Source organism: Ruegeria sp. AI3 (assembly GCF_056541245.1).
In genome coordinates, this window is sequence record NZ_JBQFYA010000005.1 from 171,829 (window position 1) to 187,746 (window position 15,918).

13 protein-coding genes are annotated in these 15,918 nt (G+C 59.3%); 8 read left to right on the forward strand and 5 right to left on the reverse strand.

Annotated elements, in window-relative coordinates; all coding sequences use genetic code 11:
• Positions 1 to 29 precede the first annotated feature (29 nt).
• On the reverse strand, positions 30 to 458 hold the full coding sequence (locus ACRZ95_RS10170) for a hypothetical protein (RefSeq protein WP_170678475.1): 429 nt from the start codon (positions 456 to 458) through the stop codon (positions 30 to 32).
• Complete coding sequence (gene pepN, locus ACRZ95_RS10175) at positions 455 to 3,007, reverse strand: aminopeptidase N (RefSeq protein WP_170678477.1); 2,553 nt, start codon at positions 3,005 to 3,007, stop codon at positions 455 to 457. Before pepN ends, ACRZ95_RS10170 begins: the two co-directional genes overlap by 4 nt.
• A gap of 207 nt (positions 3,008 to 3,214) precedes the next feature.
• Between pepN and ACRZ95_RS10180 the strand changes: the two genes are divergently transcribed.
• From ACRZ95_RS10180 to ACRZ95_RS10190, 3 genes are all read left to right on the forward strand, one after another.
• Positions 3,215 to 5,350 (forward strand): malate synthase G, encoded by a 2,136-nt coding sequence (locus ACRZ95_RS10180; protein WP_170678479.1) that lies wholly within the window; start codon positions 3,215 to 3,217, stop codon positions 5,348 to 5,350.
• Positions 5,351 to 5,432: 82 nt separating this feature from the next.
• Positions 5,433 to 5,858: a GlcG/HbpS family heme-binding protein gene (locus tag ACRZ95_RS10185; RefSeq protein ID WP_170467956.1), complete on the forward strand. Its 426-nt coding sequence runs from the start codon at positions 5,433 to 5,435 to the stop codon at positions 5,856 to 5,858.
• A 230-nt stretch (positions 5,859 to 6,088) separates the two neighbouring features.
• The gene (locus ACRZ95_RS10190; protein WP_170678481.1) at positions 6,089 to 6,868 is read left to right on the forward strand and encodes a gamma-glutamyl-gamma-aminobutyrate hydrolase family protein; all 780 of its coding nucleotides are present in this window, start codon (positions 6,089 to 6,091) and stop codon (positions 6,866 to 6,868) included.
• A gap of 50 nt (positions 6,869 to 6,918) precedes the next feature.
• Here the strand turns inward: ACRZ95_RS10190 and ACRZ95_RS10195 are convergent, their stop codons facing one another.
• Both ACRZ95_RS10195 and ACRZ95_RS10200 read right to left on the reverse strand, forming a co-directional pair.
• Positions 6,919 to 9,159 (reverse strand): molybdopterin cofactor-binding domain-containing protein, encoded by a 2,241-nt coding sequence (locus ACRZ95_RS10195; protein ID WP_170678483.1) that lies wholly within the window; start codon positions 9,157 to 9,159, stop codon positions 6,919 to 6,921.
• A 3-nt stretch (positions 9,160 to 9,162) separates the two neighbouring features.
• Entirely contained in the window at positions 9,163 to 9,627 is a 465-nt protein-coding gene (locus ACRZ95_RS10200) for a (2Fe-2S)-binding protein (RefSeq protein ID WP_170375059.1), read from the reverse strand.
• 97 nt (positions 9,628 to 9,724) lie between these two features.
• Between ACRZ95_RS10200 and ACRZ95_RS10205 the strand changes: the two genes are divergently transcribed.
• Entirely contained in the window at positions 9,725 to 10,303 is a 579-nt protein-coding gene (locus ACRZ95_RS10205) for a TetR/AcrR family transcriptional regulator (protein ID WP_170678485.1), read from the forward strand.
• Here the strand turns inward: ACRZ95_RS10205 and kynU are convergent.
• Positions 10,296 to 11,489, reverse strand: a complete 1,194-nt coding sequence (kynU, locus tag ACRZ95_RS10210) for a kynureninase (protein WP_170678487.1) — start codon at positions 11,487 to 11,489, stop codon at positions 10,296 to 10,298. The two genes, ACRZ95_RS10205 and kynU, sit on opposite strands and share 8 nt — an antisense overlap.
• Before the next feature lie 193 nt (positions 11,490 to 11,682).
• Between kynU and ACRZ95_RS10215 the strand changes: the two genes are divergently transcribed.
• The 4 genes from ACRZ95_RS10215 (at position 11,683) to ACRZ95_RS10230 (ending at position 15,815) form a co-directional block, all read left to right on the forward strand.
• Positions 11,683 to 12,132, forward strand: a complete 450-nt coding sequence (locus ACRZ95_RS10215; protein ID WP_170678489.1) for a methyltransferase family protein — start codon at positions 11,683 to 11,685, stop codon at positions 12,130 to 12,132.
• A gap of 130 nt (positions 12,133 to 12,262) precedes the next feature.
• Complete coding sequence (locus ACRZ95_RS10220) at positions 12,263 to 13,834, forward strand: Re/Si-specific NAD(P)(+) transhydrogenase subunit alpha (RefSeq protein ID WP_170554269.1); 1,572 nt, start codon at positions 12,263 to 12,265, stop codon at positions 13,832 to 13,834.
• A 13-nt stretch (positions 13,835 to 13,847) separates the two neighbouring features.
• Entirely contained in the window at positions 13,848 to 15,299 is a 1,452-nt protein-coding gene (locus ACRZ95_RS10225) for an NAD(P)(+) transhydrogenase (Re/Si-specific) subunit beta (protein WP_170375069.1), read from the forward strand.
• Positions 15,300 to 15,458: 159 nt separating this feature from the next.
• Positions 15,459 to 15,815, forward strand: coding sequence for a VOC family protein (locus ACRZ95_RS10230; protein WP_170678491.1), 357 nt, complete (start codon positions 15,459 to 15,461; stop codon positions 15,813 to 15,815).
• Positions 15,816 to 15,918: the final 103 nt, after the last annotated feature.

Below are 15,918 nucleotides of genomic sequence, written 5' to 3' on the forward strand. Positions count from 1 at the left end.
ATCAATTACCCCATGGGCTTGGGATTGTTTCAAAAAACCCTAAAATGATGACGTTCAACGGTAAATCCCGCCTGCTGCAACACGTCTTCAAGCTCTTTGTGTGGGGGCAGCGACTCATCCGGTAGGCGGACGCGCTTGTCTGACTTAAGCACTGCCGAAACGCGAACCGAGAAATCCCAGCGGGTGTCAAATCGGAATCGATCAACCTCGGACAGGTCCAGTTCACCGCTGCGTTGGCCGGTGAACCACCGCAGTTTCTCGCCGGTCAGTTCGACCCCGGCGCTGGTGTCTTTCACAACATCCCAAACCGCCGGGAGTGTTGCCAGCGCGAGCAACGCCATCAACCACCATGCCGCGTTCAGGAAAATGATCAGGCCGATCAGCACCGCGTAGATGCAGATCAGCAAAATCACCACACGCGGGTTCCGGTTTTGCCGTGTAAAGCTGAACGAAGTCATGCGCCGAGGATGCGCGAGACCATCTCGGTCGTGTCGCGTGACAGGTCGGGCGTGTCTGCGATCCGGCGCAGCTGCGCGCGCATGAGCGCCTGACGGTCGGCGTCATATCGTTTCCACGTCTGGAACGCTGAACACATACGCGCCGTGGTCTGCGGGTTCACCGGGTCCAACCGGATAAGCCAGTCCGCAAGCAGGGCGTAGCCCGCTCCGTCTGCCTGATGGAAACCCGCGTGATTCATGGCCAGCGATCCCATCAAGGCACGGAACCGGTTGGGGTTTTTCCAATTGAAATCAGGATGCTCTGTCAGGGTCCGCGCGGCCTCTACTGTTCTCTGAGGGGCGGCCATCGAGACCTGCAGGCCAAACCATTTGTCGACCACCAGCCGGTCATGTTTCCACTGGTCATAGAACGCGCTCAGTTCAGCTTCACCTTTGCCCGCACGCAGCACGCAGGACAGGGCGGTCAGTTGCAGTGTCATATTGTCGGCAGTTTGGTACGCGTCTGCCGCCTTGCTGCCGCCGTCGAGACGAGCGGTAAGAGCCAGCGCTGCTCCGCCCAATGCACGCTTGCCGGATTGCGCCGCGTCCGGTTGATAAGGGGCGTCCACAAGTGTTTCGCTGTGCAGCTTGGGCAGAAGGTCCTGAACATGTTGCGCGGTGGCTTGACGGAGAGTCTCTACGGCGGTCCAGATAGCCATCGGGTCGGGCGTTACGCCTCTGTCGTATAGGGCGGCGGCGAGTTCGGATTGGGTCGGAAGGCCCAACATCAAAGCCCGATAAGCCGGGTCCAGTGTTTCATCGCGCAGCACAGCCAACAGGCCATCAAGATAATCGGACTCCGGCGTCGCCTCTTCGGTGATCATGCGCAGCAGAGTGTCCTCGGCAAGCGAGCGCCCCGCCTGCCAGCGGTTGAACGGATCGGTGTCATGGGCCAGCAGAAAGGCGCGCTCGGCATTCGATGTGGCATGTTCAAGGATCACAGGGGCCGAGAAATCGCGCAGGATCGAGGGCACGGGTTTGGCAGCAAGCCCGGTGAAGGAAAAGCTCTGCTCGGCCTCGGTCAGCTCCAGCACTTGGGTTGCGTGAACCTCGTCGCCGTTCGGGCCCAGCAAGCCGACAGCGACGGGAATGACCTGTGGCTGCTTGTCCTTCTGTCCCGGAGTCGGCTCGGTGCGTTGGCTCAGCGTCAGCGTGTAGGTGCCATCCGTCCAATCCTCGGCCACGGACACGCGCGGGGTGCCGGACTGGCTGTACCAGCGTTTGAACTGGCTCAGGTCGCGGCCTGTTGTGTCCTCGAAGACTTGCAGCCAATGCTCGATCGTACAGGCCTGCCCGTCATGGCGGTCGAAATACAGATCCAGCGCCTTGCTATAGGCCTCATCCCCGACCAAGCGTTTCAGCATGCCGATGACCTCGGCACCTTTCTCATAGACGGTTGAGGTGTAGAAGTTGTTGATTTCCTGAAAACTCTCGGGCCGGACCGGGTGCGATAGCGGGCCATTGTCCTCGGGGAACTGCCTTGCGCGCAGGTCGATGGCGTCGTGGATGCGCTTGACCGGAGCCGAGCGCATGTCCGAGGTGAACTGCGCATCGCGGAAAACGGTCAGGCCCTCTTTGAGGCACAGCTGAAACCAGTCGCGGCAGGTGATGCGGTTGCCGGTCCAGTTGTGGAAATATTCATGCGCAATGATCGCCTCGATCCGTTCGAAATTCACATCGGTCGAGGTTTCCGGGCTGGCCAGAACGGCTGAAGAGTTGAAGATGTTCAGCCCCTTGTTCTCCATCGCGCCCATGTTGAAATCATCCACGGCGACGATGTTGAACACGTCCAGATCGTATTCACGGCCGTAGACGTCCTCATCCCATTTCATAGACTTCTTGAGCGCCTCCATCCCGAAGGCACATTTGCCTTCATCGCCGGGGCGAACCCATAGGTTCAGTTCGACATCGCGACCGGACATGGTAGTGAACTGGCCCGGATGAGCGATGAGGTCTCCAGCGACCAGAGCAAACAGATAGGCGGGTTTGGGCCATGGGTCCGTCCATTCAGCCCAGCCTTCGCCTTTGCCCGACGGGTTGCCGTTGGACAGCAGCACCGGAAGGTCGCCATTGATACGCACCGTGAAGGTCGACATCACGTCGGGGCGGTCCGGGTAGTAGGTGATCTTGCGGAAACCCTCGGCCTCGCACTGGGTGCAATACATGCCGTTCGACATATAGAGCCCTTCAAGCGCGGTGTTATTGCCGGGGTCGATCTCGACCTCCGCCTCCCAGACAAAGGGGGCGTCGGGGGCGGCAACCGTCAGCCCCTCAGGCGTGAGGTTTGGGGACACTTGGGCACCGTCGATGGAGGCGCGGATCAGCTTCAGTTGCTCGCCATGCAGGAAAAAGGTGCGATCGCTGGCCTCTGGATTTGGACGAAAGGCGATGCGGGATGTGACGCGGGTGGCATTTGCTGCCAGATCAAACGTCAGATGCACATTGTCCACGAGATACCCGAATGGGGTGTAGTCTTTGAGATAGATCGTGGTGGGGGCGGCGTCGCGCATCGGGGGCCTCATGAAGGTTGGGTCGACGGCGACGTTAGGGGCATCGCGGCAGGGCTGCAAGTCGCCTATATCCGCTGTCAGTGGTGGTGATCTGCCATTTTGGTAAGATTTTCTTACCAGAACGTAGCGGCATACGTTGCCTATCGGAAACTTTCGCTCTACATGCTGGCGGCATACAGTGGCGTACATTCGTGGGAGAGGAAGAAAATGGCCAGCAGACAGACACGCAGCGGACTTCAGGTCGATCCGGTTCTGGTCGCATTCATCGAAGGTCAGGCTTTGCCCGGAACCGGTGTCACCGCCGAGACCTTCTGGAACGGCCTGTCGCGGATGGTATCCGAACTGGGCCCCAAGAACCGCGCCTTCCTTACCAAACGTCAAGAGATTCAAAGCCAACTGGACGCATGGCACCTGGAGCACAAAGGTGAGGCCCACGACGCCGATGCTTATAAAGCGTTCCTGCACGAGATCGGGTATCTGGTCGACGAGGGTGAAGACTTTCAGATCGAAACCGCCAATGTCGACCCCGAGATCGCCGCAACGCCCGGCCCTCAGCTGGTTGTGCCAATCACCAATGCGCGCTTTGCTCTGAATGCTGCGAATGCCCGGTGGGGCAGCTTGTATGACGCGCTCTATGGCACGGATGCGATGGGTGATCTGCCTGCGGGCGGCGGCTACGATGCCGCCCGCGGCGCGCGTGTCATTGCATGGGCCAAAGCGTTTCTCGACGATGCTGTGCCATTGGCCAGCGGGTCTTGGGCGGATGTCACAAAGCTGAGCGTTGAGGCAGGCGAATTGGTTCCTGCTCTGGCGGATGCCTCGAGCTTTGTGGGCCATGGCGGCGCCGCTGAAAAGCCCGAGTTCATCCTATTGAAAAACAACGGTCTTCACATTCAGATCATGATCGACCCAATCAGCGCGATCGGCGCTGCTGATCCGGCCAACATCTCGGACCTTCGGCTCGAGTCCGCGTTGTCGACGATCATGGATTGTGAGGATTCCGTGGCCTGTGTGGATGCAGCGGATAAGGTTGTTGCCTACGGTAACTGGCTGGGTCTGATGAAGGGTGACCTGACCGAAGAGGTCAGCAAATCCGGCAAGACATTTACCCGCCGGTTGGCAGCTGATCTGTACTTCACAGACGCGAACGGTGCTGAGGCGCGTCTGAAAGGCCGCTCGTTGATGCTGGTGCGCAATGTGGGTCATCTGATGACCAACCCGGCCGTGCTGGATGCCGAAGGCAACGAGATCGGCGAGGGCCTCATGGACGCTCTCTGCACCACGTTGATCGCCATGCATGATCTGGCGCGCGACGGCGGAAACTCGGTCACCGGGTCGGTCTATGTGGTGAAGCCCAAGATGCATGGTCCTGAAGAGGTCGGGTTCTCGGTCGAGATTTTCGATATGGTCGAAGACATCCTGGGCTTGCCGCGCAGCACGGTGAAGGTGGGCATCATGGATGAGGAACGGCGCACTTCCGCCAACCTCAAGGAATGTATCCGGGCCGCGAAATCGCGCGTGGCCTTCATCAACACCGGCTTCCTTGATCGGACCGGGGACGAGATCCACACCTCGATGGAGGCAGGCCCGATGCTGCCCAAGGGCGACATCAAAAACACACCATGGATCGCGTCCTACGAGGATCGCAACGTCGATATCGGTCTGGCCTGCGGCCTGAAAGGCAAGGCGCAGATTGGTAAAGGTATGTGGGCCATGCCTGATCGCATGGGCGATATGCTGGAGGCTAAGATCGGCCATCCGCAATCCGGTGCCACTTGCGCATGGGTTCCCTCGCCAACCGCTGCGACGTTGCACGCCACGCACTATCACAAGGTCGACGTTCTGGCCCGTCAGGACGAGCTGGCCGCAGGTGGGGCACGCGGCACGTTGGAGGATTTGCTGACCGTTCCGCTGCTGGGTGGCCGCAACCTCAGTGATGATGAGATCACCCGCGAGGTCGAGAACAACGCGCAGGGTATTCTGGGCTACGTTGTGCGTTGGGTCGATCAGGGCGTCGGATGCTCGAAAGTGCCGGACCTGAACGACATTGGATTGATGGAAGATCGCGCGACCTGTCGGATTTCCAGCCAAGCGCTGGCCAACTGGTTGCACCACGGTGTTGTCAGCGAAGAACAGGTAATGGCGGCGATGCAGAAGATGGCCGCCGTTGTGGACCGTCAGAACGAAGGTGACGCTGCATATCATCCGATGGCGCCCGGCTTTGAAAGCATTGCCTTTCAGGCGGCCTGCGATCTGGTGTTCAAAGGGCGTTTGCAACCGTCCGGTTATACTGAGCCGGTTCTGCACGCCCGCCGTTTGGAGTTGAAAGCCAGCTTGGGTTAAGTGGATAGGCCGGGACCGAGGGGGCTGTCTGCCCACTCGCGCTTCCCCGAGGATATTTTTAGCCAGATGAAAGGGATCAGGGATGGCAATTTCCTTGCGCAAGGCGCGCACCATCATTCGTAAAGCGCTGGAAGAGGGGCGCCGGTTGGAATTGAAACCGCTTTCGGTCGTTGTGCTGGATGCGGGCGGTCATGTCATTGCGTTCGAGCGCGAAGATGGCGCGGCCCCCGGACGGTTTGGAATTGCGCAGGGCAAGGCCTATGGTTCGGTCATGCTGGGGATGGCAGGTACAGCTCAGATGCAGCGGGCCGAAGCGCAGGCCTATTTCATGGCGGCAGTGAACGGAGTTTATGGCGGTAAGGTCATTCCGGTGCCGGGTGGCGTGCTGTTGCGCGACAAGAAAGGTGCCGTGATTGGCGCCGTTGGCGTGACAGGCGACACATCGGACAATGACGTGCTTGCTGCGATGGCAGGGATCGAAGCCGCGAACCTTGTTGGCGAAAGCTGATTTCCTTGAAGAAGGGGAGAGCCTGCGCTGGCTCTCTCGCCCAAATTGGACTTTTTGCATTGCACGTTTAGCGGGCAATGAGAGTCCGATTGTGACAATGTCCCGTCGGATGCATATATGTGCGACATTGAACAGGTACTTGCGCTGACACACAGGGCCTGTGCTATTGCGCGCTGTTGTCCCTGCCGATAGCTTTTCCACACGTTTAGGAAACAAATTGGGAAAGCAGAATGTCTCGACCCGTCGTCGGTATCATCGGCAACTCTTACTTGATGAATGACAACTACCCGACGCATGCCGGTGGCACGATGAACTCGGATGCCGTTGCGAATGTTTCAGGGTGTTTGCCACTGCTGATCCCGGCTGATCCACGTTACGTCTCGGTCGAGGAGTTGCTGGACGCGTGCGACGGGTTTCTTCTGACGGGCGGGCGCCCCAATGTGCACCCCGAGGAATATGGTGAGCCGCCGACCGAAGCGCATGGCGATTTCGACCGGGCGCGCGATGCGATTACCTTGCCGCTGGTACGCGCATGTGTTGAGCGCGGCCAGCCGTTCTTTGGAATCTGCCGCGGGTTCCAAGAGGTTAACGTGGCGATGGGCGGGACGCTCTATCCCGAGATCCGCGACCTTCCGGGGCGGCAGAACCACCGGATGCCACCGGATGGAACGCTTGAGGAAAAGTTCGCCCTGCGCCATGTCGTAACTCTGAACGAAGGCGGCGTGTTCCATCGGCTGTTCGGTGCGCGCGAAGTGATGACCAATACGCTGCACGGTCAGGGGATCAAGGCCGTAGGCCAGAATGTTGTGATCGACGGCCACGCACCGGATGGCACGCCCGAGGCGATTTATGTCAAAGATGCGCCGGGCTTTACCCTCTCGGTCCAATGGCACCCGGAATGGGATGCTGCAAATGACCCGGTCTCGCGCCCGTTGTTTGAGGCGTTTGGCGCGGCCGTCAAAGCCTGGTCTGCAGGATCAAGCACGCGGTTCCTACAGCAAACAGCATAAGTTTTGGCACCGGTCCGTCCGGGAGGGGATGCCGGACCGGTGCGTCGCGATCAAATCAGTAGGTCGAACTGATTGATCAGCGGCAGGGTTCGCGCGCGTTCTCCGGTCAGATCAAACAGCGCATTACCTAAGGCCGGCATTGAGGGGGGTGTACCGGGCTCACCTGCGCCGCCCATATGGCGGTTGGTCTCGAGAACGCGCACTTCGACCTGCGGAGCCGTGTGCATGCGAATTGCGTCATAGTCGGGGAAGTTGAACTGCTCGACTTCGCCCTCGGCAAAGGTGATTTCGCCGTAGCAAGCGGCGCTCAGGCCATACATCATTCCACCGAACATCTGCGCCTTGACGTTTTCTGGGTCCAACGCGAGACCCATGTCACAGGCGATCCACGCCTTGTTGATGCGGATGGTGCCGTCTTCGTCGACCACCTCGATCACCTGCGCGACCGGAGTGCCAAAGCTGTAGGTAAAGGCAACGCCGCGACCGACGCCAGCCGGGGTTTGGCCGGTCCAGCCCGACATCTCTTTCACAGCTTCAAGGCAACCTGCCGAGGGGGTGTGTTCGGTCTTCATCAACTCCAGCCGGAATTCCAGCGGGTCGCGTCCTGCGGCATGGGCCATCTCATCCATGAAGGTTTCGTGGAAAAAGCCGTTGTGGCTATTGCCGACCGAGCGCCAGAAGCCAACAGGCACGTCGAGCTTCGCGATATGGCCGCTCATCCGGTAGTTCGGAACCGCATAGGGTTGGTTGAAGAAGCCCTCGACCAGAACCTTGTCGGGCCCTGCACCGGGCATACCGGTATAGCGCTCAACCGCTTGCTGCGTGCAGGATTGCGCGGCAACCGCGCCGTCGATCAGCACCGCTTTGCCATCCTTCACAGCACCGCGCAGCCGAGCGATCGCGCCAGGGCGGTAGTAGTCGTGGCGCATGTCTTCTTCACGGCTCCAGGTCGTCTGGACCGGAGTGCCGGGCACGGCCATGGCGACCTTGGTGGCGATCTCGCCGAAATCCAGTTCCCCACGACGACCAAACCCACCGCCCAGATAGGTGGTGTGGATCTGCACCGCATCCGTATCCAGACCGGCGGTATTGGCGACGCGGAATTGGATCAGAGTCGGGGCCTGATTGCCGCACCACAGTTCCAGAGTGTCGCCGGTGTAGAGCGCGGTGGCATTCATCGGCTCCATCGTGGCGTGGGCCAGATAGGGCAGGCGGTATTCGGCGGTGATTTCGGTCGCGCCTTCGGGTGTGACGCTGACGTCGCCGTCGTCACGCATGGTCGAGTTCGGGGCGTCGTTAAACGCCTCGGCGATCTTGGCGAAGATGCCGTCGGTTTCCGGCGGGTAGGTGGCATCCCCCCAATCAACGTCGATCGCTTCGACCGCTTGATTGGCAAGCCATGTGTTTTTGGCGATGACCGCAACGCCAGTGCCCAGATCAACGATCTGTTCGACCCCCGCCATGTCTTTTGCAGCGCTGTCGTAATAGCCGTTCATCGCGCCGCCCAGCTTGGGGTTCATACGCACGGCTGCAAATTTCATACCGGGCAGGCGGACATCTACGCCGAATTCTGCGGTGCCAGTCGCCTTGCCAACCATGTCCAGACGCGGTTGGGTCTGACCCAGATACCGCCACTCGGACGGGTCACGCAGAGGCACCTCGACCGGCTCAAGACCGGCCGCATCCATCGCAAGGTCGGCATAGGCGATCTTGTCACTATTGGGTGCGATGACGTGCCCCGATGCCGTCTGCAATTGCGACGGGTCAACCCCCAGACGGTCGGCAGCGGCCCGCTTCAGCGTCTCACGCGCCGATGCTCCGGCCTGCCGCATCCGCTCGAACCCGTCCTTCATCGAGGTCGAGCCACCGGTGACCTGAAGGCTCAGCGCTTTGCTGAGGACACCCAGCGCCTCGCCCAGATTGTGCTGGAAGTTCGAGATGTCGTAGCCTTTGTTTGGCAGCCCTTCGCCAACCAATGCGGAGTTATAGTACGCCGCCGCAGCCGGGCCATGCAGCACGTTGATCTGATCAAGATCGACGTCCAACTCCTCGGCGATCAAAGCAGCCCAGGTTGTCCTTACGCCCTGTCCCATTTCGGCACGCGGGGCGAAGAGGGTGACGCCATTCTGGTCGATCAGAATGAATGGGTTCAGCGCGGCCTCACCCTCGCCGGGTTTCAGCGGGTTCGGGGCGGGACGGGTGACGTAGTAGGCACCAAAGGCCACACCGCCGACAATCGCGGCCGAGCCGATCAGGAAAGTGCGGCGCAGAATTTTTCCAACTTTGCCCATGTCTTAAGCCTCCTGCAACTTGCCAGCGGCATCTTGGATCGCGGCGCGGATGCGGGGATAGGTGCCACAACGGCACAGGTTGCCCTGCATCGCGTCATCTATATCCGCATCTGTTGGGGCGGGGTTTTCGGCCAACAAAGCCGCCGCCTGCATGATCTGACCGGACTGACAGTAACCGCATTGCGCGACTTGATGATCCACCCAAGCCTGCTGGATCACGGCCATCGCCTCGGGCGAGCCGATGCCTTCGATTGTGGTGACATCGCCCCAGACATCGGACAGCGACACCTGGCACGAGCGCACGGCCTCTCCGTCGATATGCACGGTGCAGGCGCCGCAAGCAGCTACGCCGCAGCCGAATTTGGTTCCGGTCAGGCCGACCTCATCCCGGAGGACCCAAAGCAGGGGGACGTCGTCGGGCAGGTCAACCTGATGTTGCTTGCCGTTGATCTTCAGCGCGGTTGCCATGGCACACCTCTCGTAGCTGTGGCGGTTTCTGACATAATTGTCTGAAAGTGTCAGTATGTCAATTGACAAATTAAACGAAAAGTGTCAGATCGGTTTCATGACGGAAAAACAGGACGATCCGCGGCAACAGGCCATTCTTGCGTCGGCGCTTGAGGCGTTCGCGGCCTATGGGTTCCGCAAAACCTCGATGGACGACATCGCCAAAGGGGCGGGCATGTCGCGCCCAGCCGTGTATTTGCAGTACAAGAACAAAGAGGCGATCGTGCGCAGCCTGACGCGCGCGCATTACGCCGAGAAAACCGCAAACGTATCGCGGGCCTTGTCGGGCAATGGTAGCGTGTCCCAGCGTTTGGCGCGCGCGATTGACGGCCAGATCAAGGGGTTGGCTGAGATACTGACCTCTCCCCACGGGCGAGAGATGCTGGACACCAGCAAATCGACTGCCTCGGACATTCTGGCCGAGGGTGAGGCGGAAATGACCGCGCTCTATGCCGACTGGTTGCGTCGCGAAGACAGCGCCGGACGCGTTCGCCTGCCAAACGGCCCGGAAGAGACCGCGAAGACCATCACCGCGACCCTGATGGGCGTCAAGATGACCGCGACCAACGCGGCTGAATTCGAGCAGCGCATCTCGCAATTGGCTGAATTGCTGGGTGCCGGACTCGAAGTCAAGTAACCCGCTGGCGGATTTTGTACTCGGGTTGGTCCCACAGGTTATTGGTGATTATGTCCGCAAGAGTCTCTGCGGCCTGTTCCACGTCGCTTTCATCAACATAAAGTGGCGTGAAGCCAAAGCGCATGATGTCTGGCGCGCGGAAATCTCCGATCACGCCGCGGGCAATCAGTGCCTGCATGGCGGCATAGCCTTCGGCAAAGTGGAATGAGACCTGACTACCGCGCCGCGCCGGATCGCGTGGGCTGGCGAGGGTTAGGCCGGGGCAGGTGGCCTCGACCTTTGCGATGAACAATTCGGTCAGTTCGATGGATTTCGCCCGGACATCGGCCATCTCGGCCATGTCCCAGACATCCATCGCCGCAGACAGCGCGGTCATTTGCAGGACCGGAGGGGTACCGACCCGCATCCTCTCGATCCCTGAACCGGGACGATAGTCGAGATCGAAGGCAAACGGTGCTTCGTGCCCCAGCCATCCCGAAAGCGCCGGGCGCACACGGTCGGACAGGCGCGGAGCAACGTAAATGAACGCGGGCGCACCGGGGCCGCCGTTGAGGTATTTGTAGGTACAACCGACCGCAAAATCGGCGTTGCACCCGGCCAGGTCGACCGGAATTGCACCGGCGGAATGGGCCAAATCCCAGACCGTCACCACACCTTTGGCATGGGCCAATTCGGTCAGCGCCTTCATGTCGTGCATACGGCCAGTGCGATAGTCGACCTCGGTCAGCATCAGAACGGCGACCTCTTCGGAGATGCTTTCAGCGACCTCTTCCGGGGCGACAACGCGCAATTCGTACTCCGCGCCCAGAGAGCGCAGCAATCCGTCCGCCATATACAGATCGGATGGGAAATTGCCGTTGTCCGACAGCACAACCTTGCGGTTCGGGTTCAGCTCCAACGCCGAAGCAACGGCCTGATAGACTTTGATCGACAGCGTGTCACCCACCACAACGCTGCCTGCCTCTGCCCCGATCAGGCATCCGATCCGATCCCCCAGACCCGTGGGCAATCCCATCCATCCGGCCTTGTTCCAACCGGTAATCAGCATCTGCCCCCATTCCTGCGTCGCCGTCTGGTGCAGACGCGCATCAACCGCCTTTGGCAACGGACCCAGAGAGTTGCCGTCAAGATAGAGAATGCCTTCGGGCAGTTCGAACATGGCTTTGGTTGCTTTGAAGTCGGTCATTCCGGCTGGGCCCTGTTGTTTATTTTGGTTATATCCGTTGGCTATCGGATGCGCTAAGCGCTGTCTACCGATGCATATCTCCGAAATAAATTGCCGCGACCTTTTGATGTTTTGATCTTAAGGTCGGAAAGCGGTAGACAAACTGTCGAAAACGACACTTTCTTTGAGAGATATCGACAGGTAATCAGCGCGAATGCAGAAAATCGACATCCCTCCGATCTGGTTGCTGGGGGCGGCTTGCCTCGCGTGGTTTCAAGCGCGACACCTGTCCTTTGGACTGTCCCTTGAAGGGTGGTTGACTGATCTTGCCAGCGGCGTGCTAGTCGGGGGCGGTATTCTTTTGGCTGTTCTGGCGGTCGTCGAATTCCGCCGCCATCAGACGACGGTAATGCCACACCAGACCCCATCCAGCATGGTGCAAAGCGGAATTTTCAAACGCAGCCGGAACCCAATCTATCTGGGGGACGTTCTTATCCTGACCGGTTTGATCCTGCGCTTCGATGCGGTCTTGTCGCTGGTTCTCGTGCCGATTTTCGTCTGGATCCTGGAACGCCGCTTTATCGAGCCGGAAGAGGATCGCTTGCGCCGCAAATTTCGCGCTGACTTCGCCCGTTATGCGCAAAAGACGCGGCGTTGGATTTGAAGGTGTACTGCCAATGACACAACGTAACGAATGCTGCAGTTGCGAAATAATCTTTCGCAATGTAGGTGGGGATTGAACGAAAGATGCAAAGAACTCGCGCGAACATATCGAAAGTAAAGGAGGCTCTCCGTTGAAGATAGGAACGCCAAAAGAAGTTTTTGACGGTGAGAACCGGGTGGCGATGACGCCGGACTCGGCGCGCCAGCTGCAAAAACTGGGCTATGACTGCCTGATCGAAAAGGGTGCCGGTGCTGCGGCAGGCTTTTCTGATGCGGCTTATGAAGAGGCCGGTGTCGAGGTTATGAAAACCGCGGCGTCGCTTTGGAAAGCTGCGGATATCGTCGCCAAGGTGCGCCAGCCGAATGAGACCGAGCTGAAGCGTCTGACCAAAGGCAAGACGCTGATCTCTTTCTTCAACCCGGCCGGGAACGAAGAAGGGATGGAGGCTGCCAAGTCCAAAGGCGCGAATGTCATCGCGATGGAGATGGTTCCGCGTATTTCCCGTGCGCAAAAGATGGACGCTTTGTCCTCGATGGCGAATATCGCTGGGTATCGCGCGGTAATCGAGGCGGGCAACAACTTTGGTCGTTTCTTCACCGGTCAGGTGACGGCGGCGGGTAAGGTGCCCCCTGCCAAGGTGCTGATCGTGGGGGCCGGTGTGGCTGGTCTGGCCGCGATCGGGACGTCGACGTCGCTGGGTGCGATCACCTATGCGTTCGACGTGCGCCCCGAAGTGGCCGAACAGGTCGAGTCGATGGGGGCCGAGTTTGTCTATCTGGACTTTGAAGAAGACCAGCAGGACGGCGCGGCCACTGGCGGCTATGCATCGGTTCAGTCGGAGGAGTTCCGCGAAGCGCAGTTGGCCAAGTTCCGTGAATTGGCGCCTGAGATGGACATCGTGATCACCACCGCGCTGATCCCGAACCGCGAAGCGCCCGAGCTTTGGACCAAGGATATGGTCGAAGCGATGAAGCCGGGCTCTGTCATCGTCGATTTGGCGGCGGAGAAAGGCGGCAACTGTAAGCTTACCGTCGCGGACGAGAAGATCGTGACCGACAATGGCGTGACCATCATCGGCTATACCGACTTCCCCAGCCGGATGGCGGCGCAGGCGTCGTCTCTGTATGCGACCAACATCCGCCACATGATGGCAGACCTGACGCCTGAGAAGGACGGTCAGATCAATCACGACATGGAAGATGACGTGATCCGCGGCGCGACCGTGACCCATGAGGGTGAGATCACCTTCCCGCCGCCGCCGCCCAAGGTGCAGGCGATTGCGGCGCAGAAAAAGCCCGAGGTCAAGGAACTGACCCCGGAAGAGAAGAAGGCGCAGGAAATCGCAGCCTTCAAGGCGCAGACCAAGCAGCAGTTCACCCTGCTGGGTGTTGGTGGCGCGCTGATGTTGCTGGTGGGGCTGATCGCTCCGGCAAGCTTCATGCAGCACTTTATCGTCTTTGTTTTGGCGATCTTTGTGGGCTTCCAGGTGATCTGGGGCGTTGCGCACAGCTTGCACACACCGCTGATGGCGATCACCAACGCGATCTCGTCGATCATTATCGTTGGGGCGTTGATGCAGATTGGGTCCGGGTCGTTCCTGGTTATTCTGCTGGCGGCACTGTCCGTGTTCATGGCCGGGATCAATATCTTCGGCGGCTTCCTCGTAACCCGGCGCATGCTCGCCATGTTCCAGAAATCCTAAGGAGGTCGGGCATATGATTGGCTTCACTTCTGCCGCTTATGTTGTTGCGGCTGTCCTATTCATCCTGTCGCTCGGCGGCCTTTCGAACCAGGAAAGCGCCAAGCGCGCGGTCTGGTACGGTATCGTTGGTATGGCGTTGGCGGTTTTCGCCACACTGGTCGGTCCGGGTTCGGGCTTGTGGCTGCTGTCCATCCTGTTGATCATCGGCGGCGGTTTGATCGGTCAATACGTGGCGCAGCGCGTCCAGATGACCGAGATGCCTCAGCTAGTTGCCGCAATGCACTCGCTGGTTGGTCTGGCGGCTGTGTTCGTCGGCTTCAACGCGCATTTCGAGATCGGAAACGTGGCTCAGGTCATGGCGATCAAAGATAGCGCGGGTCAGGCGGACCTGTCCGACCTTGGCGCCTTTGCCAAGTTGATCGCCAAGAAGACTCCGGCGGAACTGGCGATCCTACATGTTGAGCTGTTCCTGGGCATCTTCATCGGTGCGATCACCTTTACCGGCTCGGTCGTGGCTTATGGCAAGCTGGCCGGAAAAGTGACCTCGGCGGCGACCAAACTGCCCGGTGGTCACATGTTGAACGCAGCAGCGGCGGGGCTCTCGCTGATCTGTCTGATTTGGTACACCAGCTCGGGCGGTCTGTTCCCGCTGTTCCTGATGACACTGGCGGCGTTGTTCATAGGCTATCACCTGATCATGGGCATCGGTGGTGCTGACATGCCGGTGGTTGTGTCGATGCTGAACTCGTATTCGGGTTGGGCGGCAGCCGCGATCGGCTTCAGCCTTGGCAACGACCTGCTGATCGTTGTTGGCGCTCTGGTCGGCTCGTCGGGTGCGATCCTGTCCTACATCATGTGTAAGGCGATGAACCGTCACTTTGTCAGCGTGATCCTGGGCGGTTTCGGTGGCCCGCAGGGCGAGCAAATGGCTGTCGAAGGTGAACAAATCGCGATTGAGGCTGACGGCGTTGCCGCTGCGCTGAACGATGCGGACAGCATTGTCATCATCCCGGGTTACGGCATGGCTGTCGCTCAGGCACAGCAATCGGTGTCCGAGCTGGTCCGCAAGCTGCGCGCCAAGGGCAAAGAGGTGCGCTTTGCGATCCACCCCGTTGCCGGACGTCTGCCGGGCCACATGAACGTTCTGCTGGCCGAGGCCAAGGTGCCGTATGACATCGTGCTGGAGATGGATGAGATCAACGACGATTTCCCGGACACGGACGTGGCCATCGTCATCGGCTCGAACGACATCGTGAACCCTGCGGCGCAGGAGGATCCCAACAGCCCCATCGCCGGTATGCCGGTTCTGGAATGCTGGAAGGCCAAGCAAGTCTTTGTGTCCAAGCGCGGTCAGGGCACTGGCTATTCGGGCATCGAGAACCCACTGTTCTTCAAAGAGAACACGCGCATGTTCTATGGCGATGCCAAGCAGTCTCTGGATAAGCTGCTGCCGATGATCGAGTGATCAAAACGCACAATTCAATTGCAAAGGGCGCCTGCGGGCGCCCTTTTCTTTTCTACTTTGAAACGGGCTTGGCTTTCGCGCCTCCAGAGTATTGCAGCCAGATGAAGCAGGCTTGATATGCTATTTTAGGTCTGACAGGCACTGTGTGGGAGCAAGTTCATGGAGAAAGTAAACGGAATCGGCGGGGTCTTTTTTCGCGCCAAGAACCCCAAGGCCCTGAGTGAATGGTATGAAAAGCACCTGGGGGTAAACCACTACGATCCGGTCCCTTGGAAGCAGGCCGAAGGCTATACGGTCTTTGCACCCTTTGCGCAGGATACCGCGTATTTTGGCCGAAGCGAGCAGCAGTGGATGATCAATTTCAGGGTTGATGATTTGGCCGCTTTGACACTTCAGCTACAGGACGCAGGCATCACCGTCGAAACCAATCCGGATTGGGATAGCAAGGTGGGCAAATTTGCCCGTATCCACGATCCCGAGGGCAATCCCATCGAGCTATGGCAGCCAAATCAATGAATTGGCTGGAATGTATACCGTCGCATTCTTGTAAGTATCTGAAATAAAATGGGAATTGATGTATTTTGGGTGTGCCGTATAGTGTGTCGGATGAATCGGAGCC